Origin of the sequence: Streptomyces sp. LN549 (assembly GCF_043203805.1) — a bacterium.
Taxonomy (GTDB): Bacteria; Actinomycetota; Actinomycetes; order Streptomycetales; family Streptomycetaceae; genus Streptomyces.
In genome coordinates this window covers 3,327,813-3,343,804 of the sequence record NZ_JAZHRI010000002.1, presented here as the reverse complement: position 1 = coordinate 3,343,804, position 15,992 = coordinate 3,327,813, and the positions used below count along the sequence as shown (strand labels likewise).

Genomic DNA, 15,992 nt, shown 5'->3' with positions numbered 1-15,992 from the left:
TGTCCCGAGGTGCCGGGCGGGCTGAGCCGGGGTGGTGGGCCGCCCGGAGCCGCCTGGCGGGGCGGCGTCGGGGGTGGGCTATTTCTTGCCGGTGAACTTCTCGTACGCCGCGACGACTTCCTTGGCCGGGCCGTCCATCCGCAGAGTCCCCGCCTCCAGCCAGATCGCCCGGTCGCAGGTCTCGGTGATCGACTTGTTGTGGTGGCTGACAAGGAAGACCGTGCCGGCCTGCTTGCGCAGTTCGATGATCCGTTCCTTGCTGCGCCGCTGGAACTTCGCGTCGCCGGTGGACAGCGCCTCGTCGATCAGCAGCACGTCGTGGTCCTTGGCGGCGGCGATGGAGAAACGCAGCCGGGCGCCCATGCCGGAGGAGTACGTGCGCATCGGCAGGGTGATGAAGTCGCCCTTCTCGTTGATGCCGGAGAAGTCGACGATGCCGTCGTAGCGTTCGCGGATCTGCTCGCGGCTCATGCCCATCGCGAGCGCGCCGAGCACGACGTTGCGCTCGCCGGTCAGATCGCTCATCAGCGCGGCGTTCACGCCGAGCAGCGAGGGCTGGCCCTGGGTGTGGACGCGGCCCTTCGTGGCGGGCAGCAGTCCGGCGATCGCCTTCAGCAGCGTCGACTTGCCTGAGCCGTTGGAGCCGATCAGGCCGATCGCCTCCCCCTTGTACGCGGCGAAGCTGACGCCCTTCACGGCGTGCACCTCGCGCACCCCGGGGGACTGCCGGCGGGAGGCGAGCCGACTGAGGGCCGAGGTGGCGCTGCCCTTGCCGGTGCGGGCGCCGTTGACCTTGTACGTGATGTGGACGTCGTCGACGACGACGGTCGGGACCCGGAGGTCTGTGCGGTCAGCCACGTCCGTAACTCTCCTCGGCCTTCCAGAAGTAGATGAATCCGCCCACGCCGCACACCAGCGCCCAGCCGGCGGCGATGGCCCACACATGCGGGGGCAGCTGTTCGTTCCCGAAGCTGTCGATGAGGGCGAACCGCATCAGGTTGATGAAGACGGCGGCCGGATTGACCTCCAGCGCCAGTTTGACGAGGTGCGGGACCCGATCGCCCTGGAGCATGGTGCTGACGCTCCACATCACGCCCGACGCGTACATCCAGGTGCGCAGGATGAACGGCGTCAGCTGGGCGATGTCCGGAGTCCGTGCGGCCAGCCGGGCCATGACCATCGAGATGCCGGTGTTGAACATGGCCTGCAGGGCCAGGGCCGGCACCGCCAGCAGCCAGGCGGGCTGCGGGTACTGGCCGAAGACCAGCAGGATCAGGACCAGCGCGCCCAGCGAGAAGAGCAGCTGCTGGAGCTGTTGCAGGGCCAGCGCGATCGGCAGCGAGGCGCGCGGGAAGTGCAGGGCCCGTACGAGCCCGATGTTGCCGCTGATCGCACGGGTGCCCGCGGTGATCGAGCTGCTGGTGAAGGTCCAGATGAAGACGCCGGTGACGAGGAACGGGACATAGTCCGGAACGCCGTGCTTCGTCTTCATCAGGACGCCGAAGATGAAGTAGTAGACCGTCGCGTTGAGCAGCGGGGTCATGATCTGCCAGATCTGGCCGAGCTTCGCCTGGCTGTACTGGGCGGTGAGCTTGGCGGTGGCGAACGCGGTGATGAAGTGCCGCCGCCCCCACAGTTGCCGGATGTAGACCGGCAGGGTCGGGCGGGCTCCGCTCACGGTCAGTCCGTGGCGGGCCGCCAGGGCGGCGAGCTCGCCCGGGGCGTACACGGGCGGGGAGGCGGACGGCTGGGCGTCCACCGGGGCCTGGGCTGTTGTCTGGCTCACCACGATCGCTTTCGACGGGAAGGCGGGAAGGCGGGAATCGAACCGATTCGACGGAACGGAACCGTATCGTCGTAACGCCGAGGGTAGGACGCACTGACGTCGCTACGCAACCGTTTCGTCGTCGCGGACTATGATTCGGCCATGACCACCGACCCGGGAAGCCGCCGCCGTGCCCCCGCCGGAGCCGCCGTGCTGCGCGAGGACGTGACCGATGCGATCCGCACCGCGGTCTTCGAGGAGCTGGCCGCGGTCGGCTTCGCCCGGATGTCGATCGAGGGCATCGCGCGACGGGCCGGCGTCGGCAAGACCGCGGTCTACCGCCGCTGGAAGTCCAAACTGCACCTGGTCCTGGACCTGGTCTCCGCCGTCGCGGTGCAGGGCATGCCGGCCCCGGCCACCGGTTCGCTGTACGGGGACGTCCGCGCCGTGCTCGAACTGGCCGCGTACGCACTGCGCCACCCGCTCGCCTCCCAGGTCATCCCGGACCTGCTCGTCGAGGCGGCCCGCAGCCCGGAGATCTCCGACACCATCAAGGCCGCCCTGCTCGACCCGCAGCAGGGCATCGCCGCCGTGGTCGTGCGGGACGCCGTCGCGCGCGGGGAACTGCCGCGGGACAGCGATCCGGACCGCGCCCTCGACCTGATCGTCGGGCCCCTCTACTGGCGGCTCGCGGTCGTCAGGGGCGAACTGCCCGCGGGCTATCTGGACGACCTGGCGGCCTCGGCCGTGGCCGCGCTCACCCGCTGACCGCGGGGCGGGGCAGGGCCGCGGCGCCGGCGCCCGGCGTCAGCACGACGACCGCGACATCACTCGTTGGGGACCGTAACCGGTGACCCCCGGCCGTTCACGGGGTTGAGCCATACGGATAGCCAGGCCCCCGATGAACGGACGTGCTCACCATGCCGCCACGGCTCAGTGTCGTTGTCCCCGTCTACAACGTGGAACCCTTCCTGACCGACTGCCTGAAGTCCCTCGCGGAGCAGACCGTCACCGACCTCGAAGTGGTGATGGTCGACGACGGGTCCACGGACGGCAGCGCGGCCCTGGCCGCAGAGTTCGCCGCACAGGACGACCGCTTCCGGCTGGTCAGCCAGGAGAACGGCGGGCTGGGGCACGCCCGTAACACCGGCGTGCGCAACTGCGACCCCGCCGGCCGCTACCTCGCCTTCGCCGACAGTGACGACGTCGTCCCGCCGCACGCGTACGAACTGCTGCTCGGCGCCCTGGAGCAGACCGGCTCGGACCTGGCGTCCGGCAACGTGCTGCGGCTGCGGGCCGACGGCCGGCTCCAGCAGTCGCCGATGTTCCGCAAGCCCATGGCGACCACGCGGCTGCGCACCCACATCTCCCGTGACCGGCAGCTCGCCGGGGACCGGATCGCCTGCAACAAGGTCTTCCGCCGCTCCTTCTGGGACGAGCACGCGTTCGCCTTCCCCGTCGACGCGCTCTACGAGGACATCCCCGTCGTGCTGCCCGCGCACTTCCTGGCCGGCTCCGTCGACATCGTGAAGGACCCCGTCTACCACTGGCGGGACCGTCCCGGCTCGATCACCGCCGGCCGGGCCGTCGTCCGCGGCATCCGCGACCGGGTAGCGCACGTACAGGGCGTCTGCGCCTTCCTGGAGGAGAACCGCACGGCCGCCGACAAGAGCCACTACGAGGCGCATGCCCTCGCCAACGACCTCTGGTACTTCATGGAGGTCCTGCCCGAAGGCGACGACGAGTACCGCGACGCCTTCCTGACGCACACCAACGCCTTCATCGACCAGGTCGAACCGGCGGTGCTCGACGGGCTCCCGTTGCGGCTGCGGCTGATGTGGCACCTGGTGCGGGAGCGCCGCACGGAGGAACTGCTGGCCCTGCTCGCCTTCGACAAGCGGGAGCCCGGCGCGTTCGCCGTACGGGGCCTGCGGCGCCGGCGGGCCGCCTACCCACCGCTGACCCGTCCGGTGCCGGGCCGGGTGCTGCGCGTCGGCGACGCCGATCTGCCACTGGTCGCCCGGCTGCGAGACGTGCGCTGGCAGGACGGCAAGCTGCACCTGAAGGGATACGCGTACATCCGCAACCTGCCCGTGGCCTCGGGGCCCTCCGAATTCCGGGCCGGCTGGCTGCGGGCAGGCGGGCGGCAGGTGGTCCCGCTGCGGCTGCGCCGGACCGGCGAGCCGGAGGCCACCGCGCGCTCCCGGCAGAGCCTGCACGACTACGACCGGTCCGGCTTCGAGACGGTTCTCGACCCCGCCAGGCTCCGCATCGCTGCGGACGGCCCGGCCGACCACGTCACCTGGCGCCTGGAGATCGGCGTCGCGAGGAACGGGATGCTGCGGCGTTCCGCACCCAGCACCGCGGAGGCCCCCGTGACCCCGCCCGTGTACCGCCCGGACGGCGATCACCGGATCGTGCCGGTCTTCGACGCCGACCGGCTGGTCCTGCACGCCGAGCGGATCGACGCACGTTTCGAGACGCACCGCGAGGGCGAGCCGGGCGACGGGACGCACCGCGCGGGCGAGCCGGGCGACGGGACGGCCACGGTCGTCGTCGAGGGCATGCTCCGGGACCGGCTCGGCGGCCAGGACCTGCGACTGGGCCTCACCCACCGCCCCTCCGGCACAACCTTCGAGTGCCCGGTGACGGTGCACGAGGACACCGCGCCCTCGGCGGCGGGCTGGCGGCGCTTCACCGCCGGGATTCCGCTCACCGCACTCCTCGACGCCAGGCCGGCATCCACCGGGGAGCAGACGGGCATCCCGTACAGCGTTCATCTCATCGGCCCCGGCGGCCGCCGGACCCCCATCGATGTGCCGGGTCCCGTCCCGACGGGCCGCTATCCGCTCGCGCCGGTCGCCGACGAGCCCCGCGAACTTGCCCTCACCGTGAGTGCGCGCGGCAATCTGCTGATCAGCGACCGCCCCGTGCAGCCCACCGTCGAACTCGCCGCCTGGACACAGGACGGCAAGCTGCTCCTGGAGGGCGGTTTCCCGGACGACCCCGGGCGCCCCGTCGAGCTCGTGGCCCGGCACAGCGGCCATCACGAGGAGGCGGTCTTCCCCGTCGCGTTCACCGGGCCGCAGGACGAGCGGCGGTTCACCGCCGAGCTGCGGCCGGACGCCGTCGAGATGTGCGGGGGCGGAGAGCTGCCGCTGGGGGAGGGCAACTGGTACTTCTTCCTCCGTGAGAAGGGCGCCGCCGACGAGGCCCGCGAAGCCGCCCTGCGCCTCCCGGCCGCCGTCCATCACACCCTGCCCGCGGCCCGCACCCTGGCGGGCCGTTCGTACGTCATCGAGCGGCGCTTCCACGACCAGCTGCTGCTGAGCTGCGCACCCCCGCTCGGCGTCGCGGAGCGCGGCCTCCGCGCCAGGCGGCTGCTCACCAGGGCCTACGCGGCACAGCGGACCGCGGCGCTGCGCGAGACGGTGCTGTTCAGCAGCTTCGACGGCCGTCAGTACTCCGATTCACCGCGCGCCGTCCACGAGGAGCTGACCCGGCGGGGGACCGGTCTGGAGCATCTGTGGGTGGTGAGCGACGGGCAGGCGCGCACCCCGGCCGGGGCCACCGCCGTGGAGCACGGTTCGGCGGCCTGGCACGAGGCCCTGGCCCGCAGCCGGCACATCGTCACCAACACCCAGCTGCCCGAGTGGTTCGAGCGGCGCGAGGGCCAGACCGTCGTCCAGACCTGGCACGGAACCCCGCTCAAGCGCATCGGCCTCGACCTCGCCGGCACCGCCCAGGCGAACCCCGCCTACATCGCCACCCTCGAACAGCGTGCCCGGCAGTGGAGCTTCCTGGTCTCCCCGAACACGTACTCCACCCCCGTGCTGCGCCGCTCCTTCGGCTTCGAGGGCGAGGTCCTGGAGTGCGGCTATCCCCGCAACGACCTCTTCCACGCCCCGGACCGGACCAAGATCGCCGCCGCGGTACGCGAGACCCTCCAGATCCCCGACGGCAAACGGGTCGTGCTCCATGCGCCGACCTGGCGCGACGACCAGCCGAAGAACCGCGGCCGCTACACCATGGACCTGCGGCTCGACCTCGCCGCCGCAGAGCGCGAACTGGGCGCGGACACCGTTCTTCTGGTGCGCCGTCACTACCTGGTCGCCGACCGGCTGCCGGACAGCGGTACGGGATTCGTCCGCGACGTCTCGCGCTACCCGGAGGTCGGAGAGCTGATGCTGATCAGCGACGCGCTGGTGACGGACTACTCCTCGCTGATGTTCGACTTCGCGCAGACCGGCCGCCCGATGCTCTTCCACACCTACGACCTGGAGCACTACCGCGACACGCTGCGCGGGTTCGCCTTCGACTTCGAGTCGCGGGCCCCCGGCCCCCTGATCCCGGACTCCGGGGATCTCGTCGAGGCGCTCCGTGACCCGGTCCGGGCGACCGCGGGACACGCGGGGGCGTACGAGGCGTTCCGGCGGGACTTCTGCGACCTCGACGACGGCCGGGCGGCCGCCCGGGTGGCCGACCGGATGCTGTAGTCCGCACCCCTGTGCCGCACCGCACCCGGACCGGTGCGGAAGCGGGGTGAACTGCGGGGTGATGCGGTGGTGAACGTGAATTGACGCACGGACTGTCCGAACTGCGTGAACCGTTCGAGTGATTCGGAGAATGTGGCGTTTGCACGGATGCGCAGGGAATCCGAGCCGTCGTCCGGACAAGTATGTTCATCGGTGCGTTGCGCGGCGTCCTCGGGTTGCTACGTTCTGTTTTCATGGGTATCCGAATGTGGTGCGAAACCTTGGATGTGCGACGGGCCAGAGCTGCTGTACTTGTTGCTGCGGCGGTCGGCCTTCTCGCTCGCACGGTCATCGCGGCGAATTCTCCCGGGCCCGCCGATGTGCGCTTCTTTCAGGGCTTCGCCAAGGCCATCGCCGTACACGGACCCATTCGAATCTATGAGCAGTCGCTGCCCGGACTGCCCGTCTACAACCACCCGCCGCTGGCCGGCTGGATGCTGCTCGGACTGAACAGCCTTTCGGAATTCGGAATTTCGTTCGCCACGCTGATCAGGTGGCCTGCCTCGATCGCCGATTTCCTCTGTGTCCTGCTCGTGTTCGAAATTGTCCGCAGGCGTGCCGCGCTGCGTACCGCGGTGCTGTGCGCGACCGGAGTGGCCCTCAGCCCGGTGCTGATCGCCACCTCCGGCTACCACGGCAACACCGACGCGGTCGCCGTCATGTTCGCCCTGGCCGCCGCCCACCTGCTGGCCGACCGCAAGTCCCCACTCGCTGCGGGGGTGGCCGCGGCGCTCTCGATCAGCGTCAAGTTCGTCCCGGTCGTGGCGATCCCGGTGCTGCTCGTCGCCGCGCTGCGGGCCGGCCGGCCGGTGCTGGTCCGCTTCGCCGCCGGGTTCACCGCCGTGTCCGCGCTCGTGTGGGGGCCGGTCCTCGCGACCGTGCCACAGGACCTCCTGAGGAACGTGCTGGAGTACGCGGGCGGCGGCTACCGCTTCTGGGGGCTGGTCCGGTTCGCCGACGTGTTCGGCCTGCCGGAGTCCGTCATCACCTTCATGCAGGGCGGCGGCCATTTCCTCCTCGTCCTGCTGTGCGTGGCCGCCGGCGTCCGGCTCGCGTGGCTGCGGCCCGCGCAGCTGCCGGGTGCCGTCGCCGTCACGCTCGGCTTGCTGCTTCTTCTGTCCACCGCCTCCGGCCTGCAGTACCTGACCTGGGCGGCGGCCGGAATGTTCGCCCTCGGGTTCTGGGAGGGGGTCGCGTACAGCTGTGTGCTCGGTCTGACGGCCGTCCTCGGCTACAGCGGACGCTCCGCCGTGCGCTGGGGCGAGCCGGTGCTGTACCTGGGCGCCGCCGGCTGGATCGTCCTCGCGGCCGGGCTGGCCACCGGCGTCCACCGCCTCCTCACCGCGCGGCCGGGCGTGGACCCGGCCGGCCGTTCCGGCCGCGACGAGGTCTCCGCTCCCCGTACCTCCCAGCCCTCCGGCTCCGCCGTCACCTGACCGCCACGCCGGAGCGGCGCCCGTCACCGTCCCCTCCCTGACCACAGTCACGAGCACCGAGCGCAACTGGAGAAACGCCCCGTGAAGGAAAGCCCGAGTCCCAGGATCGGCATCCTGGTGGTCGCGTACAACGCGGAGACCACGCTGGAGAAGACCCTCGACCGGATTCCGGAGGACTTCCGGTCCCGGGTCGACGAGATCCTCATTCTTGACGACGCGAGTCATGACGCGACCTTCACCGCCGGCTGCCGCTGGTCGCTGGCCGAGGGAATGCCGCGGACGGTGGTGATGCGGCACACCAAGAACCTCGGTTACGGGGGGAATCAGAAAGCCGGATACGCGCTGGCGGCCGCGCACGGACTCGACATCATCGTGCTGCTGCACGGCGACGGACAGTACGCCCCCGAACTGCTCCCCGAAATGGTCGCCCCGATCGAACGCGGCGAATGCGAAGCCGTGTTCGGATCGCGGATGATGAAATCAGGCGGCGCCCTCAAGGGCGGAATGCCGATGTACAAGTGGCTGGGCAACCGCATTCTCACTCGGCTGGAGAACGGACTGCTCGGCTCGAAGCTCACCGAATTCCACTCCGGATACCGCGCCTACAGCGTCGAGGCGCTGAAGAAGCTGCCCGTCGACCGGAACACGGACGCCTTCGACTTCGACACCCAGATCATCGTCCAGCTGCTGAACGCGGGAATGCGGATCAAGGAGATCCCGGTTCCCACGTACTACGGCGACGAGATCTGCTACGTCAACGGCATGAAGTACGCGAAGGACGTCGTCAAGGACGTCCTCGAATACCGCCTGGCCGTCAAGGGGTTCGGCACCTGTGCCTGGATCCCCAAGCCCGTCGAGTACGCCTTCAAGGAAGGCGACGGCTCCTCGCACGCGGTCATCCTGGAGAAGATGCGGAAGATGCCGCCCGGCCGGGTCCTGGACCTCGGCTGTTCCGGCGGGCTGTTCGCACAGCGCCTCGAAGCGCTCGGTCACGAGGTGACCGGGGTGGACTACGTCGAGGTGCCCGGGGTGCGCGAGAAGTGCACCCACTTCCATCTCGCCAACCTTGAGGAGGGGTTGCCTGACGGGATCGGCACCGGCTTCGACTACGTGGTGGCCGGGGACGTCATCGAGCACCTCTCCCGCCCCGAACGGGTGCTCGCCGAGGTCGCCACCGTGCTGCGGCCCGGCGGCGAGGTGCTGCTCTCCGTGCCGAACTTCAGCCACTGGTACTCCCGGCTGCGGGTCGCGGTCGGGGCCTTCGACTACGACCGCCGCGGCATCCTCGACGAAACGCATCTGCGCTTCTTCACCCGGTCCAGCCTGCGCCGCACCGTACGGGCCGCGGGCTACGACGTCCTGGACATCGCCTCGACCGGGGCGCCGTTCTGGTCGCTCCTGGGCCGCGGGCCGCTCGCCGCCGTACTCGGCGGGGCGTCGAGGCTGCTGACCAGGATCCGGCCGACCTTGTTCGGCTATCAGCACGTCGCACTGCTCACCCCGCATGCGGCCGAGACGATCATCGCTGGAGAGCACGTCGATGTACAGGACATCCTCAACCGACAGTACGTCCCCGCCGACCGGGTCGGCGTCTGAGGCGACGATCCCCGAACCCACCCCCGCCCCGGCATCCGAGTCCCGGGCCACCGCAGTCAGGAGCAAGGCCTTGACCCTCCCCAGTCTCATCCTGCTGCTGTTCGCCGTGTTCTCGTCGGCGGGTGGCCAGATCATGCTCAAACACGGGATGAAGGGCGCCGTCGCCACCGCCGGGCGGGACGGCGGCTCGGTCGCGCTGCGCGCCGCCACCAGCCCGTGGGTCGTGCTCGGTCTGGTCGTCTTCGCGGTGTCCGCACTCGCCTGGATGTCGACGCTGGCCAAGGTGCCGCTCTCCATCGCCTATCCCTTCAACGCCCTCGGCTACCTGCTGATCGTGGGGGCCGGGGCCACGGTGCTGCACGAGCGGACCTCGATGTGGACCTGGGGCGGTTCGCTGCTCGTGGTGGTGGGCCTCGCCACGGTCATGGCGGGCCAGCAACGCTGAGACCGAGCCGGACACGCCGAAGGGACCGCCACCCGGTGGCGGTCCCTTCGGCGTGTCCGGCTCGGTCAGACCGTCGTGGACGGGGCGGGCTCCTCGCCCAGCAGCACCCGGCGCACCACACGCTCGGCGGCGCGGCCGTCGTCGTACGGGCAGAAGCGGGCACGGAAGGCCGTCAGCAGTGCCCTGCTCGCCGGACCGTCCCAGCTGCCGTCGTTGAAGAGCCGCGCCAGCTCGTCCGTGGTCGTGGCCACGGCCCCCGGGGTCTCGCCGGGCTTGCCGGACAGCAGGTCGAAGACGACGCCGCGGACCGTGCGGTACGTCTCCCAGTCCGGGGCGTGCACCACGATCGGGCGGTTCAGGTGTGCGTAGTCGAACATCACCGAGGAGTAGTCGGTGATCAGCGCGTCCGCCGCCAGACAGAGGTCCTCGATCCGCGGATGGTCGCTGACGTCGATGACCGACGGGTTCTCGGGCAGCCCAGCGCCCTCGTAGAAATAGTGCGCACGCACCATGACCACGGTGTCCGGGCCGACCGCGGCGCAGAACCGTTCCAGGTCCAGGCGGCTGGTGAAGGCGGCCTCGTAGTCGCGATGGGTGGGTGCGTACAGCAGGGCGCGCTGCCCGGGCCGGATGCCGAGGCCCTCGCGGACCTCCCGGACCTGTTCGGCGGTCGCCGACGAGAGGACGTCGTTGCGCGGGTATCCCGTCTCCAGGCTCCGCGCGGCGCCCGGGAAGGCGCGGGCCCACACCTCGGTGGAGTACGGATTGGCCGAGACGCTCCAGTCCCACCGGTCGACACGCTTGAGCAGCCGGTCGAAGTTCAGCCCCTGGGCCGCCGCCGGATAGTCCTGCTGGTCCAGGCCCATGATCTTCAGGGGGGTGCCGTGATGCGTCATCACATGGACCTGGCCGGCGCGCTTGACCACGTGGTCGGGGAAGTTGACGTTGTTGAAGAAGTACGTGGCGCGGGCCACGGTCGCCCAGTAGCGGCGGGTGCCGGGCACCACGTGGTCGATGCCCTCCGGCAGGGACTCCACCTGGTTCCTGGAGACCACCCAGACCCCGCGCACCCCCGGCGCAAGCTCCCGGGCCTTGCGGAAGACGGCCTCCGGATTGCAGCTGACCCCGCGGTTCCAGTACGCGGCGTAGACGGCGAGCCCGCGGTCCAGCGGGAGTTTGCGCTGCCACCAGTAGTAGCGCTTGCTCAGACTGCGCTTGGCCCGGTCCCGCACCGCGTCCGGCGCGGCCCGGAGCCCGCGGCGCAGGGCCAGGCCAGCGTCGAGGGCGCGTAGCGCGGCGTACCGGCCACCGCCGATCAGCCGGGGACGCAGCCCGCGCGCGCCGCCCGGGAAGCGGTGCCCGTCGGGCCGGTACGCGCGGTGGAAGGCGGCGACGGAACGTACGTAGCGCCTGCGCCGGCGCGTCACCGCGGGATAGCCGGACAGCAGCTCCTGGACGGCCCGTTCGAAGAGCAACGGCTGCACCGCGAGCAGCCGGGGGCGCTCGCGGACGAACTCCATCAGCCCGGCGTACGCGTCCACGAGCTCGGCGGGGGCCGCGTCCGGCGTCGCCTCGTCGTCGAGGCCCGGCAGGTAGCGCTGCTGGCGGTGCTCCACGCAGGCGGTGGGCAGGACGGCCACGGAATCGGCCGCGGCGAGCGTCTGGAGGGCGTACATCCGCTCCCCGTGCCGTCCCGGCCCGAAGGACAGCTTCTCGCCCTCGTGGAGGGTGCGGCGCACCGCCCGGTTCCAGGACACCGGGGCGATGTCGAGCAGCGCGGACTGTCCCGGCGTGGCCAGCGGGCCATCGGAGAGGCCGCCCAGCAGTTCCAGCGACCTGCTGGGCCGGGGGCGCCCGCGGAACGGCCTCTTGTGATGCCCGAACAGCAGCAGATCGGGGTCGCCGGCCGTCCCGAGCCGGTCGGTGACGGCCCGCAGCGCGTCCGGCAGGAGGACGAAGTGGGCCTCCAGGAACATCAGATAGTCCCCGACGGCCCGCTCGGCCCCGGCGTTGCGGCACCCGTCCGGACCCGCGCCGTCCGGAAGGTGGATGGCCTGCACCCTGCTGTCCCGGGCGGCGAACTCGTCGAGCAGCAGCCCCGAACCGTCCGGCGCCCCGTCGTCGACGCCGATCACCTCGATGTCCGTGAACGGCTGGGAGAGCACCGACTCCAGGCATTCGCGCAGACTTCCCCGGGCGCGGCGGACGGGGACGATGACACTAAGGCGGGGCATACGGACTCTTTCTCGGACACGGGCGGGCGGAGCAGCAGGGATCGGGGCGCTCCGCATCCAGATGCGCGCGCCGACAGTGAGGACGGGTACTGCGTAAACGCCCGATGGAGTGACAGGGTTACGCCGGGCCCCTGCGGCCTCGCGAAACGCCAGTCAGGGGCAGCCCTGTTGGAGTAAGCAGGACTGCCCCTGACTGACGTGCGTATGTGCGACTCGCGCGGTGGTGCGGCTACTTGACGGCGCCCGCCATCACGCCGGTCACGAACTGTCGCTGGAAGGCGAAGAACACCGCGAGCGGGATCACCATCGACATGAAGGCGCCGGGCGCCAGCACGTCGATGTTGTTGCCGAACTGCCGTACCTGCTGCTGGAGCGCCACGGTGATCGGCGGGGAACCGGAGTCCGCGAAGATCAGCGCGACCAGCATGTCGTTCCACACCCAGAGGAACTGGAAGATCCCGAGCGAGGCGATCGCCGGTCCGCCCAGCGGCATCACGACCCGGGTGAAGAGCCGGATCTCGCCCGCTCCGTCGAGCCGCGCCGCCTCCAGCAGCTCCCGCGGGATCTCCGCGAAGAAGTTGCGCAGCAGGAAGATCGCGAAGGGCAGACCGAAGGCCGTGTGGAAGATGATCACGCCGAAGGTCGTCTCGAAGATCCCGACCGCGCCGAAGAGCTTGGAGACCGGAATCAGGGCGACCTGCACCGGGACCACCAGCAGCCCCACGACCACCAGGAACCACCAGTCGCGGCCCGGGAACTCCATCCAGGCGAACGCGTATCCGGCGAGCGAGCCGATCACCACGACCAGCACCGTCGACGGGACGGTGATCAGGACCGTGCTGAGCAGCGAATCGGTGAACGTCGAATTGTCCAGCAGCCGGGAGTAGTTGTCGAAGGTCAGCTCGGACGGGACGGTGAAGATCTTCCACCATCCGGTCGCCGCGATCCTGTCCGCGCTGCGCAGCGAGGACAGGAACAGTCCGACGGTCGGCATCAGCCAGAACAGGGCCACCAGGATCAGGACGACCCGCATCACACCGCCGCCGGCCAGGGTCGCGATCCGTGCGCCGAGGGGCCGCCCGGCCTTCGCCGTGCCGGTGTCCGGGGCGTCGCCCGTTCCGGCGGGCGCGGCCGTGGTCGAGGGTGTCGTCATCGGCGCCCCTCCTTCCGTATCCGCCTGATGTTGAACAGCATCACCGGGACGACCAGCAGCAGGAGAAGTACGGCGATGGCGCTGCCGATCCCCAGATCCGCGTCCGTGCCGAACGACGACCGGTAGAGCTGGAGCGCCAGCACGTTCGCGTCGTCCTGAGAGGAGCCCGGCGCGATGATGAAGACCAGGTCGAAGACCTTCAGGACGTTGATCATCAGCGTCACCAGCACCACCGCGAGGACCGGGGCGAGCATCGGCACGGTGATCCGGCGGAACACCTGCCACTCGTTGGCCCCGTCCACCCGGGCCGCCTCCAGGAGTTCGCGCGGCAGGCCCGCCAGGCCGGCCGCGATCAGCACCATGGCGAAGCCCGCCCACATCCAGACGTAACTCCCGATGATGCCGGGCGTCACGAACGACGGTCCGAGCCAGTCCACCCCGTTGTACGGCTCCTTGAAGTTCGAGGCCGGCAGCCGGAGTTCGGCCCCGTCCGCGGAGGCGGGCAGGGTGAACACCCCGTCGGCACCCGCCGTGGCGGAGGCGACCACCTTGCCGTCCTTGACGGCCTCCACCTTGATGCCCTTGAGCCCGAGCTCCTTGGCGTCGATGACGTTGGGTTTGCCCCCGCCGCCCTTGGTGAAGTCCAGCCATGCGGTGCCGGTGATCTTCCCGTCCCCGCCCGTCTGCGGGGCGCGGGCCGGTTTCGCGTCGGTGGGCATCTTCGCGGGCAGCACCCCGACCAGCGGCAGCTGGACCGGCTCCCCGGCCCGTACCGGCACCTTCGTCACGAAGGAACCGCCGCCCTCCGCCTTCAGCGGATGGACGGGCAGCGGGTGGGCCTTGGGGAAGCCCGCCGACTCGGAGAACGTGTCGTGCACGCCCACCCATACGGCGTTGGCGACCCCGCGTTCCGGTGCCTGGTCGTACACCAGCCGGAAGATGATGCCGGCGGCGAGCATCGAGATCGCCATCGGCATGAAGACGATCAGCTTGAACGCCGTGCCCCAGCGGATCCGTTCCGTCAGCACCGCGAAGATCAGTCCGAGTACGGTGGCGACGGTCGGGGCGAAGACCACCCAGATCGCGTTGTTCTTGACCGCCGTACGGATGGTGTCGTCCGTGAACAGCGCCTTGTAGTTGTCGAACCCGGCGAATCCGGTGCCCGCCTGGTCGAAGAACGACCGGTAGACGGAGTACACGATCGGATACACCACGAGCGCGCCGAGCAGCACCAGCGCGGGCAGCAGGAAGAGCGCCGCGATGGTCCTGCGGGTGCCGGTCACGCTCCTGCGGCTGGGCGCCTTGCGGCGGGGCGGCTCCCCGGGTGCGGGCTTCCTGGGGGCGGGTACCGAGGTCCCGCCGGGCGGTTGCTTGTCGGCGGGGGGCGCCTCGTCGGCGCCCCCCGCTGCGGCTGTCGTCATCGCGTCAGCTCTTGTACGCCTTGGCCGCGTCGGACTCCAGTTTCGCCTGGGTCCCCGCGATGTCCTTCGGGTTCTTCAGGAAGTCCTGGAGGGTCTTCCACTCGCCCTTTCCGGGCGTCCCGCCGAACGACTGCGGGGCCTGGTCGGACATGTCGAACCGGACGCCGTCACCGGCCGCGATCAGCGCCTTCGCCATCGTGCGCTGCACCTCGTTGGGGTACGCGGCGGAGTCCAGGGCCTTGTTCGGCGAGATGAACCCGCCCTGCTCGGCCCAGATCTTCGCCGCGTCGGTGGAGGCCAGCCAGGTCAGCAGGGCCTGGGCGCCCTTGGTGTCCTTCAGCGCCACCGCCGCGTCCCCGCCGGTCACCACGGGCGACTCGGCGCCGACCGCGGGGAACGGGAACACCTTGGCGTCCGTACCGATCTTGGCCTTCGTCTGCGAGATGTTGATGCCGACGAAGTCACCCTCGAAGACCATGGCGCCCTTGGGCTGGTCACCGCCGGTGAAGGTCTGGGTGACCGAGGCCGGGAACTCCGTCTGCAGCGCGCCGTCGGCGCCGCCCGCGATCAGGGAGGGCTTGCCGAAGAGCTGGGCCAGGGCGGTCAGCGCGTCCTTGACGGACGGATCCGTCCACTTGATCTTGTGCTGGGCCAGCTGGTCGTACTTCTCCGGGCCCGCCTGGGAGAGGTAGATGTTCTCGAACCAGTCGGTGAGCGTCCAGCCGTCCGCGCCGGCGACCGAGACCGGGGTGACACCTGAGGCCGACACCGTTTCGGCGGTCGCCAGGAAGTCCTTCCAGGTCTTCGCCTCGGACGCTCCCGCGTTCTCGAACACCTTGGCGTTGTACCAGATCAGGGACTTGTTGGCGGCCTTGAAGTACACGCCGTACTGGGTGCCGTCGACCGCGCCCAGGTCCTGCCAGACCTGCGAGTAGTTCTTGGCGAGCTGGGCCTTGGCCTCGGCCCCGACCGGCTTGGCCCACTTCTTCTCGGCGGCCTGCTTGATGGCGCCGACCTGCGGGATCATCGCGACATCCGGCGGCTGACCGCCCGCGATCTTCGTACCGAGGAAGTTCACGATCGGGTCCTGCGCCGGGACGAAGGTCACCGTCGCGCCCGTGCGCTTCTCGAACTCCTTGAGGACCTTGACGAAGTTGGCCTGCTCGGGCCCGGTCCAGACCGCGGCGACCGAGATCTTCTCGCCGTCCAGTTTCGGTAAAACGACGCTCGACGGGCTTTCCGCGCCCTTGGACGAGCCGTCCCCGCCCGTCGTGTCTTTTCCGCCGTCACCGTCGTCGCCGCAACCGGTGAGGGCCAGCGCGCCGATGGCGGTGAACACCATGGCGGCCCTGCGAATCCGAAGCGTTGTGCGCATCCCTGCCCCGTCTCTTCTGTGCGCGTGCACGG

Annotated in this window: 11 protein-coding genes; 5 read left to right on the top strand and 6 right to left on the bottom strand. The window is 70.3% G+C overall.

The window, feature by feature from the left end; translation table 11 throughout:
* Positions 1 to 78: 78 nt before the first annotated feature.
* The gene (locus SH922_RS14940; protein WP_393058450.1) at positions 79 to 858 is read right to left on the bottom strand and encodes an ABC transporter ATP-binding protein; all 780 of its coding nucleotides are present in this window, start codon (positions 856 to 858) and stop codon (positions 79 to 81) included.
* Positions 851 to 1,789 carry an ABC transporter permease gene (locus SH922_RS14935; protein ID WP_393058449.1) on the bottom strand — a complete coding sequence of 313 codons (939 nt, stop codon included), beginning with the start codon at positions 1,787 to 1,789 and terminating at the stop codon, positions 851 to 853. The genes SH922_RS14940 and SH922_RS14935 overlap by 8 nt, the downstream gene beginning before the upstream one ends.
* Before the next feature lie 138 nt (positions 1,790 to 1,927).
* Here SH922_RS14935 and SH922_RS14930 point away from each other — a divergent pair, with 138 nt between their 5' ends.
* From SH922_RS14930 to SH922_RS14910, 5 genes are all read left to right on the top strand, one after another.
* Complete coding sequence (locus SH922_RS14930) at positions 1,928 to 2,533, top strand: TetR/AcrR family transcriptional regulator (RefSeq protein WP_393058448.1); 606 nt, start codon at positions 1,928 to 1,930, stop codon at positions 2,531 to 2,533.
* Positions 2,534 to 2,685: 152 nt separating this feature from the next.
* Positions 2,686 to 6,261: a CDP-glycerol glycerophosphotransferase family protein gene (locus SH922_RS14925; RefSeq protein ID WP_393058447.1), complete on the top strand. Its 3,576-nt coding sequence runs from the start codon at positions 2,686 to 2,688 to the stop codon at positions 6,259 to 6,261.
* A 245-nt stretch (positions 6,262 to 6,506) separates the two neighbouring features.
* Positions 6,507 to 7,736, top strand: a complete 1,230-nt coding sequence (locus tag SH922_RS14920; protein WP_393063570.1) for a glycosyltransferase family 39 protein — start codon at positions 6,507 to 6,509, stop codon at positions 7,734 to 7,736.
* 81 nt (positions 7,737 to 7,817) lie between these two features.
* Positions 7,818 to 9,332 carry a methyltransferase domain-containing protein gene (locus tag SH922_RS14915; RefSeq protein ID WP_393058446.1) on the top strand — a complete coding sequence of 505 codons (1,515 nt, stop codon included), beginning with the start codon at positions 7,818 to 7,820 and terminating at the stop codon, positions 9,330 to 9,332.
* A 70-nt stretch (positions 9,333 to 9,402) separates the two neighbouring features.
* The gene (locus SH922_RS14910) at positions 9,403 to 9,777 is read left to right on the top strand and encodes a hypothetical protein (RefSeq protein ID WP_326736488.1); all 375 of its coding nucleotides are present in this window, start codon (positions 9,403 to 9,405) and stop codon (positions 9,775 to 9,777) included.
* A gap of 65 nt (positions 9,778 to 9,842) precedes the next feature.
* Here the strand turns inward: SH922_RS14910 and SH922_RS14905 are convergent, their stop codons facing one another.
* From SH922_RS14905 to SH922_RS14890, 4 genes are all read right to left on the bottom strand, one after another.
* On the bottom strand, positions 9,843 to 12,011 hold the full coding sequence (locus tag SH922_RS14905) for a CDP-glycerol glycerophosphotransferase family protein (RefSeq protein ID WP_393058445.1): 2,169 nt from the start codon (positions 12,009 to 12,011) through the stop codon (positions 9,843 to 9,845).
* A gap of 229 nt (positions 12,012 to 12,240) precedes the next feature.
* Positions 12,241 to 13,164: a carbohydrate ABC transporter permease gene (locus SH922_RS14900; RefSeq protein WP_393058444.1), complete on the bottom strand. Its 924-nt coding sequence runs from the start codon at positions 13,162 to 13,164 to the stop codon at positions 12,241 to 12,243.
* Entirely contained in the window at positions 13,161 to 14,585 is a 1,425-nt protein-coding gene (locus SH922_RS14895) for a carbohydrate ABC transporter permease (RefSeq protein WP_393058443.1), read from the bottom strand. Before SH922_RS14895 ends, SH922_RS14900 begins: the two co-directional genes overlap by 4 nt.
* Before the next feature lie 4 nt (positions 14,586 to 14,589).
* Positions 14,590 to 15,960 carry an ABC transporter substrate-binding protein gene (locus SH922_RS14890; protein WP_393058442.1) on the bottom strand — a complete coding sequence of 457 codons (1,371 nt, stop codon included), beginning with the start codon at positions 15,958 to 15,960 and terminating at the stop codon, positions 14,590 to 14,592.
* Between the last annotated feature and the right edge of the window lie 32 nt (positions 15,961 to 15,992).